18 protein-coding genes are annotated in these 24,536 nt (G+C 59.5%); 9 read left to right on the top strand and 9 right to left on the bottom strand.

What is annotated here, in order from left to right:
* Positions 1 to 19: 19 nt before the first annotated feature.
* From gatB to gatC, 3 genes are read right to left on the bottom strand one after another with little or no spacing between them, the layout of a single operon-like run.
* Complete coding sequence (gatB, locus tag ACOYO3_RS06690) at positions 20 to 1,513, bottom strand: Asp-tRNA(Asn)/Glu-tRNA(Gln) amidotransferase subunit GatB (protein WP_002516598.1); 1,494 nt, start codon at positions 1,511 to 1,513, stop codon at positions 20 to 22.
* Positions 1,510 to 3,015, bottom strand: coding sequence for an Asp-tRNA(Asn)/Glu-tRNA(Gln) amidotransferase subunit GatA (gatA, locus tag ACOYO3_RS06685; RefSeq protein ID WP_002516620.1), 1,506 nt, complete (start codon positions 3,013 to 3,015; stop codon positions 1,510 to 1,512). Before gatA ends, gatB begins: the two co-directional genes overlap by 4 nt.
* Entirely contained in the window at positions 3,012 to 3,335 is a 324-nt protein-coding gene (gene gatC / locus ACOYO3_RS06680; RefSeq protein ID WP_002520513.1) for an Asp-tRNA(Asn)/Glu-tRNA(Gln) amidotransferase subunit GatC, read from the bottom strand. Before gatC ends, gatA begins: the two co-directional genes overlap by 4 nt.
* Positions 3,336 to 3,476: 141 nt before the next feature.
* On the opposite strand from gatC, the gene ACOYO3_RS06675 reads away from it, so the two are divergent.
* Positions 3,477 to 4,088, top strand: a complete 612-nt coding sequence (locus ACOYO3_RS06675; protein ID WP_002516610.1) for an amino acid-binding protein — start codon at positions 3,477 to 3,479, stop codon at positions 4,086 to 4,088.
* A gap of 6 nt (positions 4,089 to 4,094) precedes the next feature.
* The gene (locus ACOYO3_RS06670) at positions 4,095 to 4,607 is read left to right on the top strand and encodes a hypothetical protein (RefSeq protein WP_002516602.1); all 513 of its coding nucleotides are present in this window, start codon (positions 4,095 to 4,097) and stop codon (positions 4,605 to 4,607) included.
* 25 nt (positions 4,608 to 4,632) lie between these two features.
* Here the strand turns inward: ACOYO3_RS06670 and ACOYO3_RS06665 are convergent, their stop codons facing one another.
* The 4 genes from ACOYO3_RS06665 to ACOYO3_RS06650 all read right to left on the bottom strand — a co-directional run bounded on the left by ACOYO3_RS06665 (position 4,633) and on the right by ACOYO3_RS06650 (position 8,234).
* The gene (locus ACOYO3_RS06665) at positions 4,633 to 4,845 is read right to left on the bottom strand and encodes a hypothetical protein (protein ID WP_002516608.1); all 213 of its coding nucleotides are present in this window, start codon (positions 4,843 to 4,845) and stop codon (positions 4,633 to 4,635) included.
* A gap of 10 nt (positions 4,846 to 4,855) precedes the next feature.
* Positions 4,856 to 5,842 carry a methionine synthase gene (locus ACOYO3_RS06660; RefSeq protein ID WP_002547829.1) on the bottom strand — a complete coding sequence of 329 codons (987 nt, stop codon included), beginning with the start codon at positions 5,840 to 5,842 and terminating at the stop codon, positions 4,856 to 4,858.
* The gene (gene mnmA, locus ACOYO3_RS06655; RefSeq protein ID WP_002517945.1) at positions 5,839 to 6,939 is read right to left on the bottom strand and encodes a tRNA 2-thiouridine(34) synthase MnmA; all 1,101 of its coding nucleotides are present in this window, start codon (positions 6,937 to 6,939) and stop codon (positions 5,839 to 5,841) included. Before mnmA ends, ACOYO3_RS06660 begins: the two co-directional genes overlap by 4 nt.
* 89 nt (positions 6,940 to 7,028) lie before the next feature.
* Positions 7,029 to 8,234 (bottom strand): cysteine desulfurase family protein, encoded by a 1,206-nt coding sequence (locus ACOYO3_RS06650; RefSeq protein ID WP_002524966.1) that lies wholly within the window; start codon positions 8,232 to 8,234, stop codon positions 7,029 to 7,031.
* Between the two features lie 90 nt (positions 8,235 to 8,324).
* On the opposite strand from ACOYO3_RS06650, the gene glgX reads away from it, so the two are divergent.
* The 7 genes from glgX to ACOYO3_RS06615 all read left to right on the top strand — a co-directional run bounded on the left by glgX (position 8,325) and on the right by ACOYO3_RS06615 (position 21,033).
* The gene (glgX, locus tag ACOYO3_RS06645; RefSeq protein WP_002524967.1) at positions 8,325 to 10,445 is read left to right on the top strand and encodes a glycogen debranching protein GlgX; all 2,121 of its coding nucleotides are present in this window, start codon (positions 8,325 to 8,327) and stop codon (positions 10,443 to 10,445) included.
* A gap of 251 nt (positions 10,446 to 10,696) precedes the next feature.
* Positions 10,697 to 12,823: an alpha-1,4-glucan--maltose-1-phosphate maltosyltransferase gene (locus ACOYO3_RS06640; RefSeq protein WP_235693412.1), complete on the top strand. Its 2,127-nt coding sequence runs from the start codon at positions 10,697 to 10,699 to the stop codon at positions 12,821 to 12,823.
* Entirely contained in the window at positions 12,820 to 14,592 is a 1,773-nt protein-coding gene (treS, locus tag ACOYO3_RS06635) for a maltose alpha-D-glucosyltransferase (RefSeq protein ID WP_002523988.1), read from the top strand. Before ACOYO3_RS06640 ends, treS begins: the two co-directional genes overlap by 4 nt.
* A complete protein-coding gene (locus ACOYO3_RS06630; protein ID WP_002524969.1) occupies positions 14,589 to 15,887 on the top strand; it encodes a phosphotransferase in 1,299 nt (432 codons plus the stop codon). The genes treS and ACOYO3_RS06630 overlap by 4 nt, the downstream gene beginning before the upstream one ends.
* 78 nt (positions 15,888 to 15,965) lie before the next feature.
* Positions 15,966 to 17,900 (top strand): 1,4-alpha-glucan branching protein GlgB, encoded by a 1,935-nt coding sequence (gene glgB / locus ACOYO3_RS06625; protein WP_002524970.1) that lies wholly within the window; start codon positions 15,966 to 15,968, stop codon positions 17,898 to 17,900.
* 23 nt (positions 17,901 to 17,923) lie between these two features.
* Positions 17,924 to 18,718 carry an NUDIX hydrolase gene (locus ACOYO3_RS06620; protein WP_427305820.1) on the top strand — a complete coding sequence of 265 codons (795 nt, stop codon included), beginning with the start codon at positions 17,924 to 17,926 and terminating at the stop codon, positions 18,716 to 18,718.
* 269 nt (positions 18,719 to 18,987) lie between these two features.
* Positions 18,988 to 21,033 carry a glucose PTS transporter subunit IIA gene (locus ACOYO3_RS06615; protein ID WP_002517782.1) on the top strand — a complete coding sequence of 682 codons (2,046 nt, stop codon included), beginning with the start codon at positions 18,988 to 18,990 and terminating at the stop codon, positions 21,031 to 21,033.
* A 99-nt stretch (positions 21,034 to 21,132) separates the two neighbouring features.
* On the opposite strand, the gene ACOYO3_RS06610 is transcribed toward ACOYO3_RS06615, so the two are convergent.
* Both ACOYO3_RS06610 and ACOYO3_RS06605 read right to left on the bottom strand, forming a co-directional pair.
* Positions 21,133 to 23,640: a glycoside hydrolase family 65 protein gene (locus ACOYO3_RS06610; RefSeq protein ID WP_002524973.1), complete on the bottom strand. Its 2,508-nt coding sequence runs from the start codon at positions 23,638 to 23,640 to the stop codon at positions 21,133 to 21,135.
* On the bottom strand, positions 23,637 to 24,407 hold the full coding sequence (locus ACOYO3_RS06605) for an HAD family hydrolase (RefSeq protein WP_002520504.1): 771 nt from the start codon (positions 24,405 to 24,407) through the stop codon (positions 23,637 to 23,639). The genes ACOYO3_RS06610 and ACOYO3_RS06605 overlap by 4 nt, the downstream gene beginning before the upstream one ends.
* Positions 24,408 to 24,536 lie beyond the last annotated feature (129 nt).

Here is a 24,536-nt window from a genome sequence, read left to right as displayed (position 1 = left end):
AGCCGGAGCGCATTACGAGTCAGGACAGCTTCTCTAAGATGAGCTCCCTGACCCGCTTGGCGTCGGCCTGGCCCTTCATGACCTTCATAATCTGACCGATGAGGGCACCAGCGGCCTGCACCTTCCCACCACGGATCTTCTCCGCGATCTGCGGGTTAGCGGCGATGACATCGTCAACGGCGGAGCCCAAGGCCGCGTCGTCAGAGACGACAGCCAAGCCACGACCGTCGACAACCTGCTGGGGGTCCCCCTCACCAGCAATCACTCCGTCAATCACCTGACGAGCTAGTTTGTCGGTCAACGTGCCGTCATCGACGAGCTTTTGCAGCTGAGCGACCTGACAAGGCGTCATACCAACCTCGGCCAAGTCCACACCAGCCTCGTTGGCGCGACGCGACAGCTCAGTCAGCCACCATTTACGGGCCGCAGCGGGCTGGCAGCCGGCATCGACTGTCGCCTCGAGGAGGTCAAGGGCACCTGCGTTGACGGCCGAGGTCATGTCCGCTTCGGAGAACTGCCATTGGGACGACAGACGCGCCTTTTTGGCGGCTGGCAGCTCTGGCAACTCGGCACGCAGCTGCTCAACCCACTCCCGCGACGGTGCAATCGGCACCAGATCTGGCTCGGGGAAATAGCGGTAGTCCTCGGCGTCAGACTTGTCGCGTCCGGCGATGGTGTATTCGCCGGCCTCTTGCCACATTCGGGTCTGCTGACGGACCTTGCGTCCCTCAGACAGCAGGTATCCCTGACGCTGAATTTCGTACCTCAGCGCTCCTTCCACAGAGCGCAACGAGTTGACGTTCTTCGTCTCGGTACGGGTGCCTAACGTCTCGCTGCCACGCGGCATGAGGGAGACATTGGCGTCGCAACGTAGGTTGCCGCGCTCCATTCTGGCCTCGGAAACCCCAAGAGCGATCATGATGTCCCGTAACTGAGCCATATAGGCACGCGCAACTTGAGGTGCTTTGGCTCCCAGCCCACGGATCGGTTTAGTGACGATCTCGATGAGGGGAACACCGGCCCGGTTGTAGTCCATGAGGGAGTGACTAGCACCGGAAATACGCCCGTCGGAACCTCCGACATGGAGGGATTTTCCAGCGTCTTCCTCCATGTGAGCACGCTCGATCTCGACGCGAAAGGTCTCGCCATCGGCCTCGACGTCGAGCCAGCCGTCATAGCAAATTGGTTCGTCGTATTGGGAGGTCTGATAATTCTTCGTCATGTCCGGGTAGAAGTAGTTCTTCCGGGCCATGCGGCACCATTGGGCAATGTGACAGTTGAGAGCCAGACCAATCCGAATGGCCGATTCGACGGCATGACCGTTGATGGCCGGCATGGATCCGGGCAAACCCAGGCAAACCGGGCAAACATTGGTATTGGGATCCTTGTCAGTATCGGTTGAGCATCCGCAGAACATCTTGGTCGCGGTGGACAGCTCGACATGTACCTCCAGCCCGACGACCGGCTCATAATTGGCCATCACTTCGTCGTAGGGCAACAGCTCGTCGGTCATCGCTCTCCCCTCACTTCGGGAGCCTTCGCTAGCAGCGGGGCGCCCCACTTCTCATGTAGTAATCGTTCTAGAGCGGCCCCAACTCGGTAGATTCGATCGTCCGCCATGATTGGCGCCATCACCTGCATGCCGACGGGCATGCCGTCGGTCTCTGATAGACCGATCGGGAAAGATCCTGCGGGACTTCCGGCCATATTGGCCGGGACCGTGCATAGATCGGATCGGTACATCGCCATCGGGTCAGCAGTACGCTCACCCAGCCGGAAGGCAGTCGTTGGCGTGGCCGGTGACACGAGCACATCGCACATCTGCCATGCTTTCTCGAAGTCGCGTTGGATGAGGGTACGGACTTTCTGAGCCGAGCCGTAGTAGGCGTCATAGTACCCAGCCGACAAGGCATAGGTACCCAAGATGATGCGACGCTTGGCCTCGGCCCCAAGTCCAGCACCGCGGGTGGCTCGCATCACCTGCTCGGCAGAATGCTCGCCGTCGTCATTGACGCGTAAGCCGTAACGCATGGCGTCGTAACGAGCCAGGTTGCTAGACACCTCGGCAGGCTGAATAAGGTAATAAGCAGGTAAGGCGAGGTCAAAGTTCGGGCAAGAGACCTCAACGACCTCAGCCCCCGCCTCTATTAGCATCTCGACAGCCTCGTGGAACCGGGCCTCGACCTGGGGGTCGTAACCCTGCCCGCTCAACTCCGTGACGACGCCAATGCGCACGCCGGAAACGTCTGTTTGCCGCGCAGCCTCAACGACCGCCGGGGTGGGCTGATTAATCGTGGTCTGGTCCATAGCGTCGTGACCGGCAATGGCCTGATGGAGCAACGCGGCGTCAAGGACGGTACGGGCGCAGGGCCCAGGAGTATCCAAAGATGAAGCCATAGCGATGACGCCGTATCGGGAGGTCGAACCGTAGGTCGGCTTGATCCCGACGGTGCCGGTCACCGCTCCAGGCTGGCGGATCGAGCCACCGGTATCAGTGCCCAAAGCCAACGGGGCCTGGAAGGAAGCCAAGCTAGCCGCCGAACCACCACCGGAACCACCCGGTACCCGTTCAAGGTCCCAGGGATTATGGGTAGGCCCGAAGGCCGAAGTTTCCGTTGACGACCCCATAGCGAATTCATCAAGGTTCGTCTTGCCGAGGATCACCATTCCGGCATCCTTACAGCGGGTGACGATAGTGGAGTCGTACGGGGGGATCCACCCTTCGAGCATCTGGGAGGACGCTGTAGTGGCGATCCCTTTCGTGCAGAAAAGATCCTTAACAGCCAGCGGCACCCCCGCCAGCGGACCGAGATGCTCGCCATCTGCAATGCGGGCATCAATGCGACGAGCAGCGTCGAGAGCCCCAGCGTGGTCAACGAGCAGGAAGGCATGGATGTCGCCGTCAACCTCGCTAATGCGATCCAAATGCGCCTGGGTGACCTCTTCGCTAGAGATCTGTCGGGCCGCAATCCGCTCGCCTAACTCGGCGGCGGTCAACGTCAGAAGCTCGTTCACTGTGCCTCCTCGTCCAGGATGCGAGGCACGCGAAAACGTTGGTTCTCACTGCGCGGGGCCATGGCCAGAGCGTCATGGGAGGACATTGACTCCTTGATGACGTCCTCGCGGAAGACGTTAGACAGCAGCAAAGCGTGCGAAGTAGGTGGCACGTCGTCGGTGGCGACGCCTGACACTGCAGCTACTGCGTCGAGGATCGCGTCCAGCTGCGGAGCAAGATACGCGGTCTCGTCGTCAGTGAGATCGATGCGTGCCAGGCCGGCCAAACGGACGACGTCATCCGGCGTAAGGGCCACGATGAATCTCCTGGTTGACGGCATGGGGTGGGAATTCCCTTTAGCTATCCTAGAGCCACGAGCGCACGTGGCCACGAGAACGACTCCTATGCGGGCCGTGACCCGCCCAAACATTGCTGCGGTTTGGGGATCGTCGGACCAACCCGCAACAATGAGGGAGTGCTCATGATTCGTATTCAGCTGCCAGACACGCCGGGTTCCCTGGGCTCGGTGGCTACCGCTATGGGCACTGCCAATGCTGACATCTCTGCTATCGAGATCGTTGAAAAAGGCCCCGACTACGTCATCGATGACTTCATCTTGACCTTACCACCCACCACGATGCCTGACACCCTGGTGTCGGCCTGCGGCATGCTTGACGAAGTGCACGTCCTATGGCTTAGCCGGTATCCAGAGAATTGGAGCATTGAGTCCGATATCGCAGCCCTTAATAGGATGTCGGAGGACCCCGAGCATTCCGCGGAGATCTTGTGCGGTGCTGTTCCGGTCGTCTTCCACACCCAATGGGCGGCCCTTTTTGATGTTGACGAGCAGGTCATTATTTCGACCGCGCTCGCCCCCGAGTTCACTGCCGAGGGAATTGCGCGATTGGCCCCCATGGACCGCACCCACACTGCGGAGCTAGAAGCCGACTGGATGCCTGGATGGGGAGATACCATCATTGCTGTTGTTCCGTTGTCGCAAGGGCGTTGCCTGGTTGTCGGTCGTCAAGGTGGACCGGGGTTCCTGGCCTCCGAGCTCAACCGACTCCAGCACATGGCCGCATTAGCCAACTGAGGACGTATGGAGGTCTATCTCACCTGGCAGTTTTGGTACCAGGTCCTCTCGGCCTTCGCCTTTGGCGTCGCGTCAAGTCTCGTCCCGGTTCTCAATTCCGAGTTGTTTATTGTCGGAGCCCTGGGATCGCGATTATTAGGCCCCCTTGAGGTGGCATTGGGCCTGGCTCTTGGCCACGGGGTTGGCAAGCAGGTCATGTTCGTCGGCATCCGCAAAGGGTCAAACTCACGGTGGATCAAGCACAAAGAACCCAAGCCAGTCGCGGTGGGGTCCTGGCGATGGCGGCTGCGACGATGGAATGATCAGGCTGCGCACATCGTCGAGACCCCACGATGGGGAATGCCCCTGCTATTCTTTTCTGCCATCACTGGGATCCCGCCAGTGTATCTCGTTGTCATTTACGCCGCGACGACCAAGATGAATTTTTGGTGGTTTTCTTTGTGGGTGACGCTTGGATTCTTTATACGATGCTATTTGCTAGCCCTAGCAACCCAGTATGGGTTCCACTTCATTATCTGAATAAATAGGGGTCTGACAAGATACGTCAACCACCAACGACAATGATACGGAAGAAGTAATACCCCACTCCCACTAATACGGCAAGGGCGACGCTAAAGGCAATGGGGGCGAGAACCCTTTGGGCCTTTTTGCGTTTCGTCGTAGGCACTGCCGCCGGGGCCCACTGCTCCTCACCCACGCGCGGCCGGGTACGTACCGGAGTCTGGCCATCCAAATTGAGATTGGTGAAGAAGCCCACAGTCGAAACCCTACCTGCTCGCCTGGTCTAGCTGCTCGTCAACGAGGTCGCCAGCTCGCTTGACAGTGCGGCACACCTCGGCAGCGTCATGACGCGACCAGCCGGCCAGACCGCAGGCTGGGCTCAGGATGCCAGACTTCAACACAGCCGGATCAATCTCGAGACGCCTGACCAGCCACAGCACCCTGTCAATAAGACGATCAACAAGAGGTACTTTATCTACCTGCATGGTGTCGACAACCCCCATTCCAAGGCGCGCACCAGATTCCACCCACCCAGCAACCCGATCCAGGTTGAGCAGCGAGGCCACCTCGCACCACATCGTCGAGAATCCCGCTTTCCTCGCCAATACCCACGGTATCGGCGCTCCGCAACAGTGCATACCCACCTCAGCTTCTCCGCAGCCTGACACGACGGTCTGCCACAGCTGAACCGCTGTCGAACCTGCCATAGCTGGGTAGCGATACAAGCCAGACTGGGTGGGAACCGCGCCGGAAAGGACTGCGGGAGCTGAAGGTTCGTCAATCTGCAGTGTCCAGGTGACCCTCGGCATCCGCCGTCGCAGTTCCGCTATAAGCTGACTAACTCCCTCAGCCAGGCTCGTGGTGACGTCTGCTAGCGCCGATCCGTCGGCCAAGATTGACTCCCCTGCTCTCAGGTGCAGACCGGTCGCCAAGGTGAGGGGCCCAGCGAACGAGAGCTTGACACTGGCTTCCTTGTCGGCCAGGACTTCCTCGAGATCGTCGAGGTCGCTGCGCAACCAGGACCGTGCCGATCGAGCAGCGTGGTCAGTGGAATCAGCCAGCCGCCATCCCCCTGGACCGTGGTCGACTGGAAGGTCGACGAGCACAGCCGTTGCTCGTCCAATCATGTGGGCGCCTACCCCACGTGCTGGTAGCTCGGGCAAGGGTATGAGCTGGTCAAATGTCTCCGCCATCGCCGCCAGACTTCCGCGCATGTCGGTGCCTGGCAGGGAACCAATTCCGGTCGCAATCACGCTGCTTGCTCCGCCTTTACGCCAGCGCGGTCGGTACCGCAGATGGTGGCCGATCCGACGACAAGGTCACCGTCGTAAAAGACGGCTGCCTGGCCGGGAGCGACTCCACGCAGAGAATCCTCTAATTCAACGGCTACCCCGCCGGGAACTGCGGAAATTATGGCCGGTACCGGGTCTCCGTGGGCACGGACCTGGGCCTGACCGTGCCAAGTCTCGACAGGCTCGCTAGAACACCATACCGGCCGGATGGCCTCAATATGATGCACGGTTAGCCCCTCCGCTCCTCCGACGACCACGGTGTTGTTAACCGGCTCGATATCCAAGACGTAGCGCGGCTTGCCGTCGGGAGCCGGAACTCCCAATCGCAGACCACGCCGCTGGCCGATAGTGAAATGGTGATAGCCATTGTGGTGACCGACGAGGGCACCGGACTCGTCACGGATCTCACCATCTGCCGAGCCGATTTTCTCTGACAGCCAACCGGGAGTATCTCCATCAGGGATAAAGCAAATGTCATTGGAATCAGGCTTATCAGCCACAGATAATCCAAGCGCCGCAGCTTCCTGACGTACATTCATTTTAAGGGAATTCCCGAGGGGGAATAGCGAGTGAGACAGCTGGTCCTGGTTGAGGACCGCCAATACGTAGGACTGGTCTTTCCCCGGATCAACTGATCGATAGAGCTTCGTCACACCGTCAACGACCTTCGTCCGGGCGTAATGGCCGGTCGCCACAGCGTCGTATCCGAGGTCCAGCCCACGCTCTAGCAGGGCCGCGAACTTGATCCTCTCGTTGCAGCGCAGGCAGGGATTTGGGGTGCGACCGGCCCGGTATTCGGCGATGAAGGGGTCAATGACTTCCGCAACGAAACGGTCCGAAAAATCCCATACATAAAAGGGGATTCCCAGTCGGTCCGCAGCGCGCCGCGCGTCGAAGGAATCTTCCAGCGAGCAGCACCCTCGCGATCCCTCACGATGAGAGCGCGGGTTGCGTGACAAGGCCAGGTGAACCCCAGTGACGTCATGCCCAGCCTCGACGAGACGGGCTGCTGCGACAGCGGAGTCGACTCCTCCCGACATAGCGGCGAGAACCTTCACAGTGTGTCCTCTCACAGTGACGTAGTGTTGTGGCGGCTTGATCTGACCCCCGCATAGGGGGAACCTCAATGATAAGCGTTGACGCCCACTTACCGGGCTCCGCTTGCCTTGCGTATCGTTGCGGGTAAGGTGACGAGCAAACGATCGATATCGACATCGGTGGTGGTATATCCCATCGAAATTCTTAATCCCGAGGACGCAGCATCGTCGTCTCTCCCCATGGCAAGCATTGTTGGGGAGGGGCGCGATACTCCAGCGTGGCAGGCCGAACCGGCGGAGAGGTCAATGCCATCGCGGTCAGCGAGCATGACAAGATCAGTCCCGCGGGCTCCAGCAACACTAAGGTGAATGATCGACGGGCTAGTCATGGGCGCATCGTCAACAGTTACTTCAGGCTGTTGACGACACCACGCGATGACGCGCCGCCGCCACGACTGCCACCGGGCCGTCATGGTGTCGAACTCATCGACACAGGCGCGTAAAGCTGCGGCGAAGCCGCAGGCCAATGCCACCGGCTGGGTTCCCGAGCGCATGCCGTACTGCTGACCTCCCCCTGGGGAAACGGGGTGCAGTTCGACTCCCCGTTTCACCCAGAGTGCTCCAATCCCAACCGGCCCACCAATCTTGTGAGCGGAGAAGGAAGCGAGGTCTACCCCCCATCCGTCGAGGTCAACAGGGATGTGGCCAAGGGCCTGGACGGCGTCGGTATGCATGAGCGCCCCAGCCTGGTGGGCCGCCTCAGCGACCCGCGAGACGGGCTGGCAAGCTCCGGTCTCGTTGTTGACAGCCATGACGGAAACAACGTCAAGATTGCCGGAGTGTCCGCCCACCTCATCCGGGTCGACAAGCCCGGCATGGTTCACCGGTAGCAATTCACATCGCTTGCCAAGAAGCCACGGGGAGACCAGACCGCCGACGGCTGGATGTTCAACTGCTGACACCAGCGCGTGGCCGTCGCGAACAGCTCCCATCACCGCAAGCATGTCCGACTCGGTTCCTCCACTGGTGAACACAATCTCAAGCGGACCGACCCCTAGCAGGCTGGCGATCTCCTCGCGGGCATCCTCTAGAAGTGCCCGCGCTGCACGGCCTGAACCGTGAATGGCGCCAGGGTTGCCCGGTACCGTACATGCCATTGCCTCACGTGCCTCGCGGCGTAGTGGGGATGTTGCCGCATGGTCGAAGTAGGCGCGGTCGTGGTGTACTGATCCGGGCTTCAGCTGCGACATACCTGTCCTTCCTGGCGACTCCTCGACGCTACTGCCCAACAGCAAGACGTGGAAGGCGCGCATCATCGCCCTTACGGACGCTACGACCAACCAGATTAAACTGTGACGTCAGCCCGTTAATGTTCCGGCCATTATCCCCGACGAAAGGCCCCTATTGTGACCGACACCAACACGGCGCCATTCGACACCAGCGCCTTGGGCTCGACCCTCATTGACGGCGGCTGCCGCTTTGGGTTGTGGGCGCCTCGCGCGGAGCGTGTCGAGTTGGCCCTCGTGGCGGATGACGGGTCACAGGTTAACCACGACATGACCAGGGACGAGCACGGTGTCTGGACTGTTGAGGTCTCCGACGTCCAGGCCGGTCAGCGCTATGGGTACCGAGTCCACGGGCCGTGGGATCCTGACCGCGGCATGAGGTTCAACCCTGCCAAGCTATTGCTCGACCCTTATGCCAGGGCCATCACGGCAGGAGTCGATTATCACGGCCCGATTATGGACCACACGCCGGAATCCAACTACGAGCCTGACCTGACCGACGATGCGACGTCGGTCCCGCTCGCCGTCGTCATTGACGATCCCGGCCCGCCTACGCCTATTGCGCGCCGCCACGACATCAGCGAATCGGTCATCTATGAGACCCATGTCAAGGGCTACACCCGCCTGCACCCCCTCGTTCCTGAACACCTGCGCGGCACCTATGCCGGGCTTGCCTATCCGGCTGTTATCGAACACCTCAAGTCAATCGGAGTAACAGCCATCGAACTACTACCCGTCCAGCAGTTCGTCTCCGAGCCATTCATCGTTGGGCGCGGCTTATCCAATTACTGGGGTTACAACACCCTGGGTTTCTTTGCGCCGCATGCTGCCTACTGCTCCGTCGGCTCGATGGGAACCCAGGTGCGCGAGTTCAAGGACATGGTGACGTCTTTCCACGAGGCCGGCATCGAGGTTTTCCTCGATGTCGTCTACAACCACACTGGTGAGGGCGGCCATGAAGGACCGACTCTGTCTTTCCGCGGCATCGATCACGAGTCTTATTACCGCCTCACCAACGATCACCGCAATGACTATGACGTTACCGGCTGTGGCAATTCTGTGGACACCTCTCATCCGGAGGTCCTCGCCATGGTCCTCGACTCTTTGCGCTACTGGGTCACCGAGATGGGTGTTGACGGGTTCCGTTACGACCTTGCCACCACCCTCATCCGCGATAAGTCCCATGGGGTCGATCAGAACCACCTATTTAAACAAGCTCTGGTCGAAGATCCGATTCTCAACAAGGTCAAGCACATTGCTGAGCCCTGGGACCTCGGCCCATATGGCTATCAGGTAGGTGCCTGGGGGCCACATTGGAGCGAGTGGAACGACCGTTTCCGCAATTATGTCCGTGACTTTTGGCGTGGGGCCGTTCGCGGAGTCGAGGAGCTGGCAACCAGGCTCTGTGGGTCACCGGACCTGTATGGTCAGCCGACCTCCAGCGTCAACTTCATTACCGCTCACGACGGCTTCACGATGCGTGACCTGGTCACCTACAACATGAAGCATAACCAAGGCAACGGCGAGGATAACCACGACGGGTCTAATGACAACCGGGCCTGGAACTGTGGTTGGGAGGGCGAGACTACCGATCAGTCCATCGTCATGTTGCGGCATCGTCAGGTGCGCAACCTGGTCGCTACTTTGCTATTAGCTACCGGTGTACCAATGATCACCGCCGGTGACGAAATGGGACGCACCCAGCAGGGCAATAACAATGCATACTGCCAGGATTCCCCTATCTCGTGGATAGATTGGGAGGATGCCGAAGCATGGTCCGATGTGACCGACCTCGTCAAGATAATTACGGCACTGCGTCGCGAGCACCCCGCTCTTCGTCCATCAAGGTATCGTCATCACGATCCGGTCGGGGACGCGAACGATTCGTACCCGCGCCGTGCTGATCTAGCGTGGTTCTCCGGCCACGGCGGGGAAATGGTAAACAACGACTGGCATGACGAAAGCCGACGCACCCTCGGTATGTACACCAGTGACGACAATGAGGCCTTCCTCATCTGGTTTCACGCCGGTGACCGCCCGATCGAGATCATCTTGCCGAGCGTTCGATGGGGCGAATCGTGGCACGTTGTGGCCTCAACAGCTCTGCCTGGGGAGATTCCCGACGAAGCCGTACCAGCAGGACTATCGGTTACTCTGCCGAGCAGATGCGTCGTCGTCATGCAAGCCTCCCCTTTCGGCCTGACTGCACCGTTACGCGCCAAGCGCACACTTGGCGGGTGAGCGCGCCTTCACCCGCCGATCTCGCCGCTGTGGGTCCCTCATCCAATGGTCAGAGGCACTTCTTCCTCCTGTGAAGAGTCGGATCAATCCAAGATTGACGCTGGCTTGAATCATGACGCGTCGAAACGGGCCACGGTAGCCTGTGACTTGTGTGGAGGATCAATAGGCGAGACCGCCGTCACGACGAGAATGGCTCCGACGACGAGGAGGTGCAGGTCACTCCTTCGGCCCCAGAACCGTCACCCAAACCGATGGCTCCTGCCTCCCCCGCCGACTCCCCTAAGTCAGCCCCTGCTCCTGAACCATCACCCGTACCGCCGGAATTTCCAGCACCGCGTCGTGCTGCCGAGCATGCCTTTGGCAATAATGCTCTTTTCACTGCCACGAGCGCCATTGATTCTCCTGGATATCCCCCGCTACGCGGATTTGGACGTATCCCTGTACACAACGTCCGTCCCGAGGTCGAAAGTGGCCACCTGCCGATCTACTCGGTCGTCAATGAGGAATTCGAGGTCACCGCGAATGTGTTCCGCGAAGGCCACGACGCCGTCGGGGCTAGTGTCGTTCTCACCGATCCCGAGGGCAACCGTCACCTCACTGACATGCACCAGGTCGAGCCCTGGGGACTAGACATCTGGAAAGCCCGAGTCTCCGCTGACATCGAAGGCGACTGGGCTATGCACGTTGAAGGCTGGTCAGACACCTGGGGCACGTGGCATCACAACGCCAATGCCAAGCTCGCCGCTGCCATCGACGTCGAACTGGTGTGCGCCGAAGGCCATGCCCTCATAAACGAGGCGGTCCGGCACGCCGAGCAATCCGGGGATACTGACGCGATCACGGCTCTGCGCGAGACCGATGCCAACCTAACCCTTGACCGTGCCCCCGACTCGCTACAACAGGTCATCAACACCTACGCGTTCTGCGAGGCCATGCGAGTCCATGCCCCGCGGCTGTTGACCTCGCCCACACTCCCGGCCCCGCTGCGGGTGGAGAGACGTCGGGCCCTCTACGGGTCCTGGTACGAGTTTTTCCCGCGCTCTCAGGGTGCTTATGTCGATGCGGACGGTCACTGGGTTTCAGGTACTTTCGACACCTCCTGGGAGCGCCTGGACGCCGCCGCTGCGATGGGATTCGACGTCGTCTACCTGCCGCCGATCCATCCCATTGGCACAGCCTTCCGCAAGGGCAAGGACAACACCCTGACCCCAGGTCCGGACGATCCGGGATCGCCGTGGGCCATCGGATCGTCTGATGGCGGCCATGACACCATTCACCCCGACCTAGGCACCTTCGACGACCTCGACCGTTTCGTGGCCCACGCTCATGACCTAGGCATGGAGGTGGCCCTAGATTTTGCCTTGCAGGCCTCCCCAGACCACCCGTGGGTACACCAGCACCCGGAGTGGTTCACGACCCGCGTTGATGGCACCATCGCCTATGCAGAAAATCCACCCAAAAAGTATCAGGACATCTACCCGATCAACTTCGACAATGACCCTGACGGTATCTACCAGGAATGCTTGCGGCTGCTGGAGTTATGGATCTCCCACGGCGTGACGATTTTCCGCGTCGATAATCCACATACCAAGCCCCTGAATTTCTGGGCCTGGCTCATGGAACAGGTTCATCGTCGTCACCCCGAGGTCATCTTCCTGGCAGAGGCCTTCACCCGTCCCGAGATGATGGCTGCCCTCGGCAAGGTGGGTTTCCAACAGGGTTACTCCTATTTCACCTGGCGCACCACCAAGTGGGAGCTCGAAGCGTACCTCGACGAGGTCTCCCACCAGACCTCGCACTTCTACCGTCCAAACTTTTTCGTCAATACCCCAGACATCAACCCTATCTATCTCAATGACGGCAATCCGGCCGGCTTCGCTATCCGCGCGATCCTAGCCGCGACGATGAGCCCGTCGTGGGGCATGTACTCCGGATTTGAGATTTGCGAGCACGAGCCGCTGCCCGGACGCGAGGAGTACGCCCACTCCGAGAAGTACGAGTACCGGCCCCGCGATTACGATTCCGAGCCGAACATCACGCTGCTCGTCACTCGCCTCAACGAGATCCGTCGGGCTCACCCGGCGTTGCAGCAACTGCGTGACACTACGATCCATCACGCCCCACACGACAACGTCTTCGTGTTCTCCAAGAAAGCGGGAAATGACGTTGTGATCGTTGTTACCTCCTTGGATCCGGTATGGGGTGTTGAGTCTCAGATCATGCTCGATATGGCTGCCCTCGGCTTCGATAATGACGACACGTTCACCGTCCACGATGAGCTCACTGGAGCCGATTTCACGTGGGGCCAGCAAGCCTTCGTCAGGCTCTACCCCGCTCAGCCCGCCCATATCCTGCATGTGCGAAAGACCACCTCATGACCCATGTCCCCTGCACCCCCGCCGCGGAGATCCCTGAGACCCTGGCTCCTACCGGGGCTCTCGGGCTGACCTCGGCCCAGTTGCAGGCCAGACTCGATGAGATCCACCCGGTCGGTTCTATCGATCGCACCGAGACTGAATGGTTCCGCACCGCTGTCTTCTATGAGGTTCTGGTGCGATCCTTTAAGGACTCCAATGGTGACGGAATTGGCGACTTTAAAGGGCTGACGGGAAAACTCGATTACCTACAATGGCTCGGGGTGGATTGCCTATGGTTACCACCCTTCTATGACTCTCCTCTCCATGACGGAGGTTACGACATTCGTGACTATCGCTGGATCCGTGAGGAGCTGGGCACCATTGAGGACTTTAAGGTTTTCCTTGACGCAGCCCATGACCGTGGCCTTCGCGTCATCATCGACTTCGTCATGAACCACACCTCGGATTCCCATCCGTGGTTCCAGTCCTCACGCGCCGATCCGGATGGTCCTTACGGTAACTACTACGTATGGTCGGACACTGACGAGGCCTACTCCGATGCTCGTATCATCTTCTGCGATACCGAGGACTCGAATTGGTCCTGGGATTCCCAGCGTAAGCAGTTCTACTGGCACCGATTCTTCCATCACCAACCCGATCTCAACTTTGAAGAGCCTCGAGTTATGGAGGAAATGCTCGACGCCGTCCGCTTCTGGATGGACTTGGGTATTGACGGATTCCGACTCGACGCCGTCCCGTACCTCATTGAGGCCGAGGGCACGAACTGCGAGAACTTGCCAGGAACTCACAAGATCCTCAAGCAGCTGCGCGCCATGGTCGATGAAGAATACCCAGGCCGCATCCTGCTGTGTGAAGCTAACCAGTGGCCTGACGACGTCGTCGAGTATTTTGGCAACGGTGACGAATGCCAGATGGCCTTCCACTTTCCGGTCATGCCACGCCTGTACATGGGACTGCGTCGCGGTTCACGGGAGTGCATTAGCGAGATCCTGGCTCACACTCCACACATCCCGGACGGCTGCCAGTGGGGGACCTTCCTGCGCAACCACGACGAACTCACCCTCGAAATGGTGACCGAAGAAGATCGTCACTACATGTGGGAGGAATATGCTCCTGAATCCCGGTGGCGGTGCAACTTGGGCATTCGTCGCCGCTTGAGCCCTCTTGTCGATAACGACGATGCGAAGATCCGGCTACTTAACGCCATGTTGCTGTCCCTACCCGGCTCTCCGGTGCTGTACTACGGCGACGAGATTGGCATGGGGGACGATCCCTGGCTGCCTGACCGTGATGGGGTGCGTACCCCGATGCAGTGGGATGACTCGGAGACGGCTGGCTTTTCCACTGCCCTTCCAGAGGACTTTCATCTACCTCTCATCCGCACCTTTGGCCACGATCCAGAGCACGTCAATGTCGCCCGCCAGATGGACGACCCGTCCTCCTTGCTGGTGTGGACGCGTGCCATGCTCGGTATCCGCCGCCACCACCCCGTCTTTGGGACCGGCGAGTTCACCGATCTAGGCGGGCCGGACATGGCGGTGATGTCCTTCCTGCGTCACAACGAGCACGAAACGGTCCTGTGCCTGGCTAATTTCTCCGATACTGAGCGGATGGTTGCCCTTCACCTTCCACAATTCGCGGGCGTGACGGGCTCTTCTCTCATCCATGGTCAGGACGCGCAACCAGTAAAAGCTGACGGAACACTGTCCGTACCGTTGTGGCCATATGGCTATCGATGGCTGCAAATGTCCCGCGAGGAGAGGTCATGACCGTTTGGGACGACGCCACCGTACGGGAACGCGTCTGGGACCACATCAGTGGAGCCCGATGGTTCTCAGGTAAGGGCCGGTGTGGTTCCCTGACTAGGCTGCTGCCGTTGGCTCCCGTCGTCAACGAGCAAGATCTGCAAGTGCTCCCTGTCATCGCACATGTCGGTTATCCGCAGGCCGCCGACGAGTATTACCAGTTGCTTTTAGCATTACGCCCAGGACGCGTTGCTGGCCTGGCGGAGATCGTCGTCAACGGTCAACCTTTTACCGTCACTGACGCCACTGAGGATGAACTAGCTCTCACTGCTTGGGCTCGTATCCTCCTCGAGGGAACTCCTATCGCCATGGATGGATCGTGGCAGCTGCATCGCCGTCGAGCGGCCCCTGAGCCGGTTCGGTTCGTTAAGCGCTTCGGTGGTGAGCAATCGAACACCTCGTTCATGGTGGGCGACGCCATCATCATCAAAATGTTCCGCCGCCTGGAGCCCGGCGACAACCTTGACATTACCGTGCATAACGCCCTCAACGATGCCGGGATCTCATCGGTGGCCACATTGTACGGTTTTATGTCCGGACAGATCCCCGCTGAGGAACACATCCCGGTCGATCTAGCTATGATCATTGAGAGGTTGCCGCAGCCCCGGGATGGCTGGGAACTCATCACTGCCAAGGCAGTCGATCTCGTCGACGTCACCGACCTCGTAGCCGGTCTGGGACAGTGCTTACGCACCATTCACGAGGCACTGCGGCATACTTTTAGCACTGTCGAAATCGACGGGTCGCGCGTCGCCGACGATATGGTGCGCCGCCTTGACGCCGCTGTTGTCACAGCGCCAGCGCTGGCTCGCTACCGGGGCACGCTGACTGCCCGGTTTGAGAAGCTGCGCGGACGCCACCTCGCCGCCCAGCGAATCCACGGGGACTTTCACCTCGGCCAAACTCTACTGACACCTGGCGGCTGGCGGATCATCGACTTCGAGGGAGAACCCCTCAAACCCCTCGCCGAGCGACGGCTACCAGACTCCCGCTGGAGCGATGTTGCCGGGATGATGAGGTCGTTGTCCTACGCCACCTCAGCTCATGCCAGGCCGACGGCACCGCAGACTCTTACCTGGGCGCGCCGTGCCAGCGAGGCATTCCTGACGGGCTATGGCTGGCCGAATACCGCTGAACAGGACCTGCTGGCCGCCTACGAGGCTGACAAAGCTAGTTACGAAATCGTCTATGAAACCCTTAACCGACCGACATGGGTAGACATTCCACTGTCGGCTATTCGAGCAATGGGGCAGGATTGACGATGCTCAAACTCACCCACGGATTCCCGTTGGATTATCGAACTGACGGCCACACCAACGACATGCCAGGAGGACGACATGGCTCACGATGAGTTCGGAGGACTCACCGGTTGGGACCTCGAGGGGTTCCACTCTGGTGGGGACACGGAGGTGTGGAAGAGGCTCGGGTCCCATGTCGTCACTATCGACGACGATGAGCGCGGTCCCATCACCGGCACCCGCTTCGCTGTGTGGGCCCCAAATGCCCAGGCGGTTGAGGTCATCTCTGACTTCAACTGGTGGACTGGTGACCGTATGCGCCTCATCCCGGGGTCCGGAGTCTGGGGCACCTTCGTCGAAGGAGTCGACGAGGGAACCCTCTATAAGTTCCGCATTCAGGACCAGTGGGGTACCTGGCACGAAAAGGTTGACCCAATGGCCCGTTATTCAGAGCAAGCTCCTCAGAATGCTTCCATCGTCAACGAAACCCACTACGAATGGAATGACGATGAGTGGATCGCCCGCCGCGAGGCCTCCCGCGCTCACGCCGAACCGATGAGCGTCTACGAGGTCCATTTGGGCGGATGGCGTCACGGGCTGAGCTACCGAGAGTTGGCTGACCAGCTGGTGAGCTATGTCACTTGGCAGGGCTATACCCATGTGGAGTTCATGCCATTGGCTGAACACCCATTCGCTCCCTCCTGGGGATACCAGGTCACCGGGTACTTCTCTCCCACCAGCCGCTACGGATCTCCCGACGACCTGCGTTACCTCATCGATAAGCTACATCAGGCCGGCATCGGAGTCATCATGGATTGGGTTCCCGGCCACTTTCCCAAGGACGACTGGGCCCTGGGGCGCTTCGACGGCACCGCGCTTTACGAACACGCCGATCCACGCCAGGGCGAACACAAGGACTGGGGAACCTACATCTTCAACTACGGTCGCAACGAGGTGAAATCTTTCCTCGTCTCAAGCGCGCTGTACTGGATTAGCGAATTCCACGCCGACGGACTGCGCGTTGACGCCGTCGCCTCGATGCTCTACTTGGACTACTCTCGCGAAGAGGGCCAGTGGGTGCCCAACAAGTATGGCGGCCGGGAGAACCTAGAGGCCATTGACTTCTTGCGCTATGTCAACTCTCACTTGTATTCGCGCCACCCCGGCATCCTCATGATCGCTGAGGAGTCCACTAGTTTCCCCGGCGTCACCAAGCCGGTCGACGACGGTGGGCTGGGGTTCGGGTTCAAGTGGAATATGGGCTGGATGAACGACTCGCTGCGATATCTGGAGCTCAACCCATTCCACCGCCAGTACCACCATGGCGAGATGACCTTTGCCATGGTCTACCAATACTCAGAGAACTTCATCTTGCCGATTAGCCACGACGAGGTCGTGCATGGCAAAGGATCCATGATCACCAAGATTCCCGGTGACGACTGGCAACAGTTCGCGTCCCTGCGAGCCTTCTACTCCTACATGTGGTCTTTTCCCGGCAAACAGCTGGTGTTCATGGGTCAGGAATTTGGTCAGCGCCACGAGTTCGACGAGTCGGTAAGCCTTGAGTGGTTTGTCGCCGACCTGTGGGGACACGGCGGTCTCAAACGCCTCTTCCGCGACCTTAACAAGATTTACAAAGAAAACCCCGCATTGTGGCAGCTCGACAGCGATCCGCGCGGATTCGAGTGGATCAACGCCGACGATGCCGGTAACAACCTGTTCTCCTGGTTACGCCGTTCCGATGATGGATCGACGATTGCCTGCTTCACGAACTTCTCTCCCAATCCGCAGACCGACTATCGTATCGACCTACCGATGGAAGGGGTGTGGACCGAGATCCTCAACACCGATTCCCTGGAGTACGACGGCACCGGCGAGTTCGGCAATCTCGGCCAAATCGTAGCCGCCCCACTGCCAGCTCCCGATCGTCTCCGTGCGGTTGCCACAGTGTGCGTTCCGCCGATGGGATCGGTGTGGCTACGTCACAATCCGTCAGCAACCGCTGCCCTGCCCGGCGATCCGGGCGTGCAATGACCGTGCCACAGGAGGAATAATTCGTGGTCGATGACGAATCCGGTTCCGAGGATTTCAGAATCCAGGTCGAGGTGGTAGATGACTCCGGTCGGCTACTCCTTGATGATCCGCCATATCCGGAGGGTTTGACACGCGCTATCTCGCTGGCGTCCGACGACGCCATCATCGGGCACGACGTGCGTCGTCTCGAGGCACGGGTGGCCGTCGATGACGATGAGGTCATCCACGCCTTGCACCATGCTGGGTATCGTCGCGAGGGTCGGCTGCGCCAGGCGCGCGTGCGTGAAAACGGCTGGATAGACGAACACATCTATTCCCGACTGGCAACCGACGAGATCTATACCCGCACCGGCCACACCGGGATGCTCGATTCTGTTCTACCCACCAAACGGGTCATCTCCCACGTCCTCCTCCGTGATGATGCCGGGCGGGTGCTCATGTGCGAGACGACATATAAGCCGGATTGGGAACTGCCCGGGGGCGTCGTCGAACCTATAGAATCCCCGCATGCCGGAGCCGTCCGGGAATGCCGGGAGGAGTTAGGAACCCCCCTTGACATTCCGGGCACGCCGAGTCTCATCGACTGGATGCCTCCGGCGTTGGGATGGTCTGACGCTATCGAGTTCATCTATGACGCTGGTGTAGCCGAGCCAAGCCTCGTCAAGGTCATGCACCCAGCCGACTCGGAAATCAGTCGCCTGCATTGGGTCGAGCCGCAGCTGATACCCGATCACGTGACCGCACTGTCGGCCCGACGCATCGAGGCCATCTTGTCCGATTGCATGCCTCGCGCCACAGAAAACGGATTCCCTGTGTGAGGCCCGCGTTAGAAGGTTCGACCCTCCTGCCCCGGGGAGCCTCGACTGTGCCCCCCGAGAATCCGCGCGGCAGTCTCAGCACAGCGACGCGCTCGATAATGTTTGCGACGTATACATTACGCTATCTCACAACTCCCAGGAGATTCGCGACCGCAGCACCAAATCGGTGGATCAAGCCGGGACCTACCCCGGTGTGGTAACAGCATCCTGGAACGATTAGAATTCTGCCTCGCTGCCCTGGGCGGCAATATTACAGGAGGACCACATACATGTCATCACCCGCGTCCCAGATCGTGGATGCGGTGGGCGGCCCCGACAACATTGTCGGTCTCACTCACTGCGCCACTCGTCTGAGGTTCCAACTTCGCGATTCCTCGCCTATCGACAAGGCTGAGGTCGAAGCGATCCCAAGCGTCATGGGAGCCGTTCCTCAGTCGGGCAATCGCTACCAAATCGTCATCGGAGGCGCCGTTGCCGGCGTCTACAACGACATCATGGACCTACCCGCCATGAAAGGGCTTTCTTCCAGCAGCGGCAATCAGTCGGACGCGGACGTCAAGGCCGAGCATCGCTCCAAGGGTCCCCGAGGCAAGTTCTCGTGGCTCGACAACCTCTTCGAGTACCTGTCCGACTCTTTCCGGCCGATCATGGGTGCCCTGCTCGGCGCCTCCCTGTTCATCACGTTCATGGCCCTCATGGGTTCTCTGGGCGTCATCGGAAACTGGGCCGACTCGCGCGTCACCCTGCCCCCGAGCTGGCAATTCGTCAACTTGGCTTGGCAGTGTGTCTTCTACTTCCTGCCACTGTTGGTCGCCTACAACGCCACTAAGCGTCTGAATGCCGACCCGTGGGTTGGGTTCTCCGTCATGGCTGTCGTCATGCTGCCTGCGTTCACCGAGCTCGGCAAGACTGCCCATCCACTGACCCTCGGCGGATTCAAAGTCAACGTGGTCGACGTTTTCGGCCTACCGCTGACGATCTTTAATTACGGCTCCCAGGTGTTCCCGCCGCTCATCATGGCTGCAATCCTGGCCCCGCTGTACAAATGGCTCAAGAAGATCATCTCCCCCAATGTCCAGATGATCTTCGTACCCTTCCTCACCATGCTCATCATGATCCCGCTGACGGCCTTCCTCATCGGCCCGATCGGTGTCTACGCCGGTGCTGGGCTGGCCAACGGGCTCAAGGCGGTCAACGACGTCAGCCCTTTCATCTTCGCGGTCCTCATCCCCCTGCTGTACCCATTCATGGTTCCGTTGGGCCTACACTGGCCGCTCAACGCTGTCATGCTGCTCAACATCCAGACTCTGGGTTACGACTACATCCAGGGCCCGATGGGTGCGTGGAACTTTGCCTGTTTCGGTGCTACCGCTGGCGTTCTCTTCCTGTCTGTGCGTGACAAGGACGTGACAATGCGCCAGACCGCGATTGGCGCCCTAGCCGCCGGTCTGCTCGGTGGTATCTCCGAGCCCAGCCTCTACGGCATCCACCTGCGTTACAAAAAGATTTACCCATCCATGTTGGTCGGCTGTCTCGTCGGTGGTGTCATCATCGGTGCGGGCGGCGGTCTGCACACCCCGGCCTTTGTCTTCACTTCCCTGCTGACCATCCCGGCCTTCGACAAGATCGGGCTGTACTCGGTAGCGATCGCAGCTTCGTTCTTCACCGCGATGGCTCTGGTTATCGTGCGCGACTATCGTGATAACGACGAGAAGGCTGCAGCCAAGGCCCGTCGCCGTCAGGCCAGCGCTCACGAGGCAGAACCAACCGCCGCTGCCCCAGCTGCCGCCACCGAATCCATAACCGAGACCGCAACAGTCGAGGGGGCCGAGGCCCCGACTGCAGCCGAAGTTGCCGCCGAGGCCGTCACCGTCACCTCTCCTCTTGAGGGACGTGCCGTGCCAATCTCTGAAATCCCCGATCCGGTTTTCTCCACTGGTGTCGTCGGTGATGGCATCGCCATCGAGCCCACCAGCAACACTGTTGTCTGCCCAGCCGACGCCACCGTTGTCACCGCCCCGGATTCCGGCCACGCTTTCGGGCTCAAACTGGATTCGGGTGTCGAGCTACTCATCCATGTCGGCATCGATACCGTCGAGCTCGGTGGCAAAGGGTTTGACGTCAAGGTCAAGGCTGGCGATCACGTCAGTGCTGGACAGCCCCTGGTCGTTTTTGATCCCACCGTCATTGACGAAGCCGGATACTCCAAGATCACCCCGGTGTTAGTGACCAACGGGTTCGACTACTCCAACGTGACCGGCATTCCTGCTGACGACGTCACTACAGGTACCCCGGTGATCACTGTTGTGAAGTGAGTTCGAGGCAAACCGGGTAACCGGACCGCACCGTACCTCCACGATATGGAGGAGGCCGACACCGCGAATGGTGCCGGCCTCCTCCCGTCGTTATCAGTCTCACGACGTCGAGATCGGAGAAGAAACAATCGTCTCAGCAATGCTGCCGGGAACTTCTGCAGTGATAAGAGAACCGTCAGCTCGACGCAAACCCGAGATCGGATGGGTAACCCGCAGGCTAGGACGCAACGGCCCCTGATCGGACAACGGCACCCTCACCGGCTCAACCCCAATGTGGTAGAGCTCACCGCGCACTGTCACGTCGCGGTCATGGCCCGACAGAATCTGGAACGTAATGGCGTCACGTTCCAGGAAAACGAGCATGTGAGAGTCGCCAATGAGCATGTGGTGTTTGATCGACGTCCATTGGGCTGGAAGTCTCGGATCAAAACGCAAGTTCTCCCGGTCATTGCGCATGCCAACGAAACCGTGCACGAGGCATCCCCACACTCCACCGGTCGAGGCAACGTGAACTCCGTCCGAAGCGTTGTGATGGGTATCAGCCAGGTCGCAGAAGAGCGCGTCGAGAAAATAGCCCATCGCCATCTCCTGATGGCCAACTTCTGCCGCCATCACCGACTGGACTACCGCCGACAGACTCGAATCACCGGTGGTGATGGGGTCGTAATACTCAAAGTCAGCAAGCTTGACAGCCTGGGTGAATTGATCTCCCTGCAGGAACAAAGCCAGCACAACGTCTGCCTGCTTGAGTACCTGGAATCGGTAGATCACCAGCGGGTGATAATGCAGCAACAGCGGCCGCTTGTTATCAGGGGTGTTCTTGAGGTCCCAAAGCTCACGTGAAAGGAATTGGTCATCCTGCGGATGGATACCGAAGGTGTCGTCGAACGGGATCACCATCCCCGCCGCACACTCCTCCCAGCCACCAACTTCATCTTCGGTGAGGTCCAACTCTGAACACAGGTGCTCGTACCACAGTGGGTCCTCGTCACGCATACGCCTAATAACACCGGCGGCATCGATGAGGTTGGCCCTCGCCATAACGTTGGTGTAGAGGTTATTATTAACGACAGTGGTGTACTCGTCGGGCCCAGTAACCCCGTGGATGTGGAACTCTCGACCACCGTTGATACGCCAGAACCCAAGATCAGCCCACATTCGTGCGGTCTCGACGAGGACCGGTGCCGCGTCCCGGAAGAGGAAGGTCTTATCTTCGGTCGCCCGGGCGTGGTTCATAATCGCATGGACAATATCGGCATTGATGTGGTATTGAGCAGTACCCGCCGCGTAATAAGCTGACGCCTCCTCACCGGTGATTGTTCGCCACGGGAAAAGGGCACCTCGTTCAGACAACTCCTTAGCCCGACGTCGAGCTTGCGGAAGGGTATTCACCCGAAATCTCAGCGCATTCTCAGCGATTCTTGGATGAGTGTAGGTCAGCATCGGGATGACATAAACCTCAGTGTCCCAAAAGTAGTGACCTTCATAGCCTGACCCGGTTACACCCTTTACCGGAATGCCAAGTTGATCTGCACGGGCTGATGCCTGAGCAATCTGGAAAAGGTTCCACCTGACAGCCTGCTGAATACCGGTCGGGGCACCTTCGACCTCGACATCAGCCGTTGCCCAGTAATCATCAAGCCATGCACGTTGTTCGTCGTAGTAGACGTTGTGCCCCTGTTCACGCACTCGATCTAAGCTGCGGCGCACTCGGTCAAACAGTTCATGTACCGGCACGCCGCGAGAAGTGTGATAAGCAACCGCCTTATCGATGCGAATTGGTCGGCCTTGGGTGGCCTCAACACGATACACCCGTTTTCCCATCCCGGGCTCGGTATCGATAAGGGCCGCGTACTCATTTTCCGTGATGATCTCGTGATCGGCGCCTACAGCCAGGGTCATCCCCGAACGTGCGGTGCGGAATCCCAAAATCATGCGCCTGTCAGAGTGCCAATCTTTTTCAGGAATGAGTACCTTGTCGGCAAATTTACGAGCTTGGCGAGGGTCGGCAGTCTTCTCGATGTCGTCAGGTCGAGCGTGGTACTCGTCCATGCCGTCCTGACGGTTAAGGATTTGCGAGCTAATGACGATCGGGGCGTCGCCCTCGAGCATCGTCACCTCGATGCTAATCAGAGCCATGTGCCGGTGAGTGAAGGAGACCATCCGCGAGGTTGCCACCCGCAGCAACTTGCCCGCCGGAGTGCGCCATACCAGCTCCCGACGCAGGACACCCTCTCGGAAGTCGATCCACCGTTTATACGACTGGATCTCGTTGATGCTGAGCAGGAGCGGTTCGTCATCCACGTAGAGCTTCATAAGCTTGGCGTCCGGAACGTTGACAATCGTCTGACCGGTACGCGCGAAACCGTAGGCATTCTCAGCGTGATGGATGTCCCAAATTTCATGGAACCCGTTGATGTAGGTGCCGTGACTGAAAGAGTCGCGGCCCTCCGACGGATTACCACGCATACCGAGATAGCCATTACCAATTGAAAACAGCGTCTCAGTAGTTCCTAGATCATCTGTGCTGGGGGCAGTCTCAACAATCGCCCACGGATCGTCGGGAAAGCGCCATCGATCCATCGGGTCAGTGCCCGTCCGCGTCATGCCATCTCCTCAACCATCTCATCTAAGTCATCCACCACCCGGTCGGCGCCGGCCTCACGCAGCCGGTCGGCCCCGACACCACGGTTGACGCCAAGCACCATTCCAAATCCTCCGGCAGCTCCCGCGCGTACTCCCGACACCGCGTCCTCGACGACGACGCACTGTTCAGCAGGCACACCGAGTAGCTCCGCTCCTCTCAGGTACGTATCGGGGGCCGGCTTGCCGGGTAATCTTTCAGTCTTCGACCGGTTGCCGTCCACCAGCACTGAGAAATCCTCGACCATCCCCGCCGCCTTGAGCACTGCTGCGGCATTGCGTGACGATGAGACCACCGCCATCGCCATACCACTCTCGTGCAGCCTATCCACCCAACGTCGCGACCCCGGGTAAGGCTGGATGCCGTCCCGGGCCAGCACTGTATTGAACAGGTCGTTCTTGCGGTTGCCTAGCCCACAAATCGTCTGGGCAGCAGGGCCGTCAGACGGGTCACCCTCTGGAAGAGTGATGCCGCGGCTGGCAAAAAAATCGCGTACCCCATTATATCGGGGTTTGCCATCGACGTAGGCGAAATAATCCTCGTCGGTATAGGGGTTCTGGTCTTGGTGCCGCGATAACTCCTCGTTGAACATCTCCTGCCAAGCACGCATATGAATGAGCGCGGTGGGAGTCAGAACGCCATCGAGGTCGAACAGCACAGCATGGAACTTCTCATCGAGGGAGGGCGAGTCCATAATCCTCATGCTATTCACCATGTGGGGAAGGGTCATCTCGATTCGATCTCCAGGAGGTTGCTTGCGATCTCGCCTGCATCGAACGGCGGACACGATTCAGCTTCCTTGTGGGCTGAAATCCGTGGATTTCTGAAGCGAGTCATATGAATTGATCAGATGACTTCC

Source organism: Cutibacterium sp. KBN10P07758 (genome assembly GCF_050286205.1).
In the GTDB taxonomy this organism is placed as follows: Bacteria; Actinomycetota; Actinomycetes; order Propionibacteriales; family Propionibacteriaceae; genus Cutibacterium; species Cutibacterium acnes.
The sequence above is the reverse complement of the archived record's forward strand: the minus strand, read 5'-3'. Positions and strand labels throughout refer to the sequence as shown.

Coding starts and splice junctions, on each gene's coding strand:
- ACOYO3_RS06605 (WP_002520504.1), bottom strand. CDS start 24,407: ATGACCCTTCCCCACATGGTGAATAGCATGAGGATTATGGACTCGCCC.
- glgB (WP_002524970.1), top strand. CDS start 15,966: ATGGCTCACGATGAGTTCGGAGGACTCACCGGTTGGGACCTCGAGGGG.
- ACOYO3_RS06650 (WP_002524966.1), bottom strand. CDS start 8,234: ATGATGCGCGCCTTCCACGTCTTGCTGTTGGGCAGTAGCGTCGAGGAG.
- ACOYO3_RS06610 (WP_002524973.1), bottom strand. CDS start 23,640: ATGACGCGGACGGGCACTGACCCGATGGATCGATGGCGCTTTCCCGAC.
- treS (WP_002523988.1), top strand. CDS start 12,820: ATGACCCATGTCCCCTGCACCCCCGCCGCGGAGATCCCTGAGACCCTG.
- ACOYO3_RS06640 (WP_235693412.1), top strand. CDS start 10,697: ATGGCTCCTGCCTCCCCCGCCGACTCCCCTAAGTCAGCCCCTGCTCCT.
- gatB (WP_002516598.1), bottom strand. CDS start 1,513: ATGACCGACGAGCTGTTGCCCTACGACGAAGTGATGGCCAATTATGAG.
- ACOYO3_RS06675 (WP_002516610.1), top strand. CDS start 3,477: ATGATTCGTATTCAGCTGCCAGACACGCCGGGTTCCCTGGGCTCGGTG.
- ACOYO3_RS06615 (WP_002517782.1), top strand. CDS start 18,988: ATGTCATCACCCGCGTCCCAGATCGTGGATGCGGTGGGCGGCCCCGAC.
- ACOYO3_RS06630 (WP_002524969.1), top strand. CDS start 14,589: ATGACCGTTTGGGACGACGCCACCGTACGGGAACGCGTCTGGGACCAC.
- ACOYO3_RS06670 (WP_002516602.1), top strand. CDS start 4,095: ATGGAGGTCTATCTCACCTGGCAGTTTTGGTACCAGGTCCTCTCGGCC.
- gatC (WP_002520513.1), bottom strand. CDS start 3,335: ATGCCGTCAACCAGGAGATTCATCGTGGCCCTTACGCCGGATGACGTC.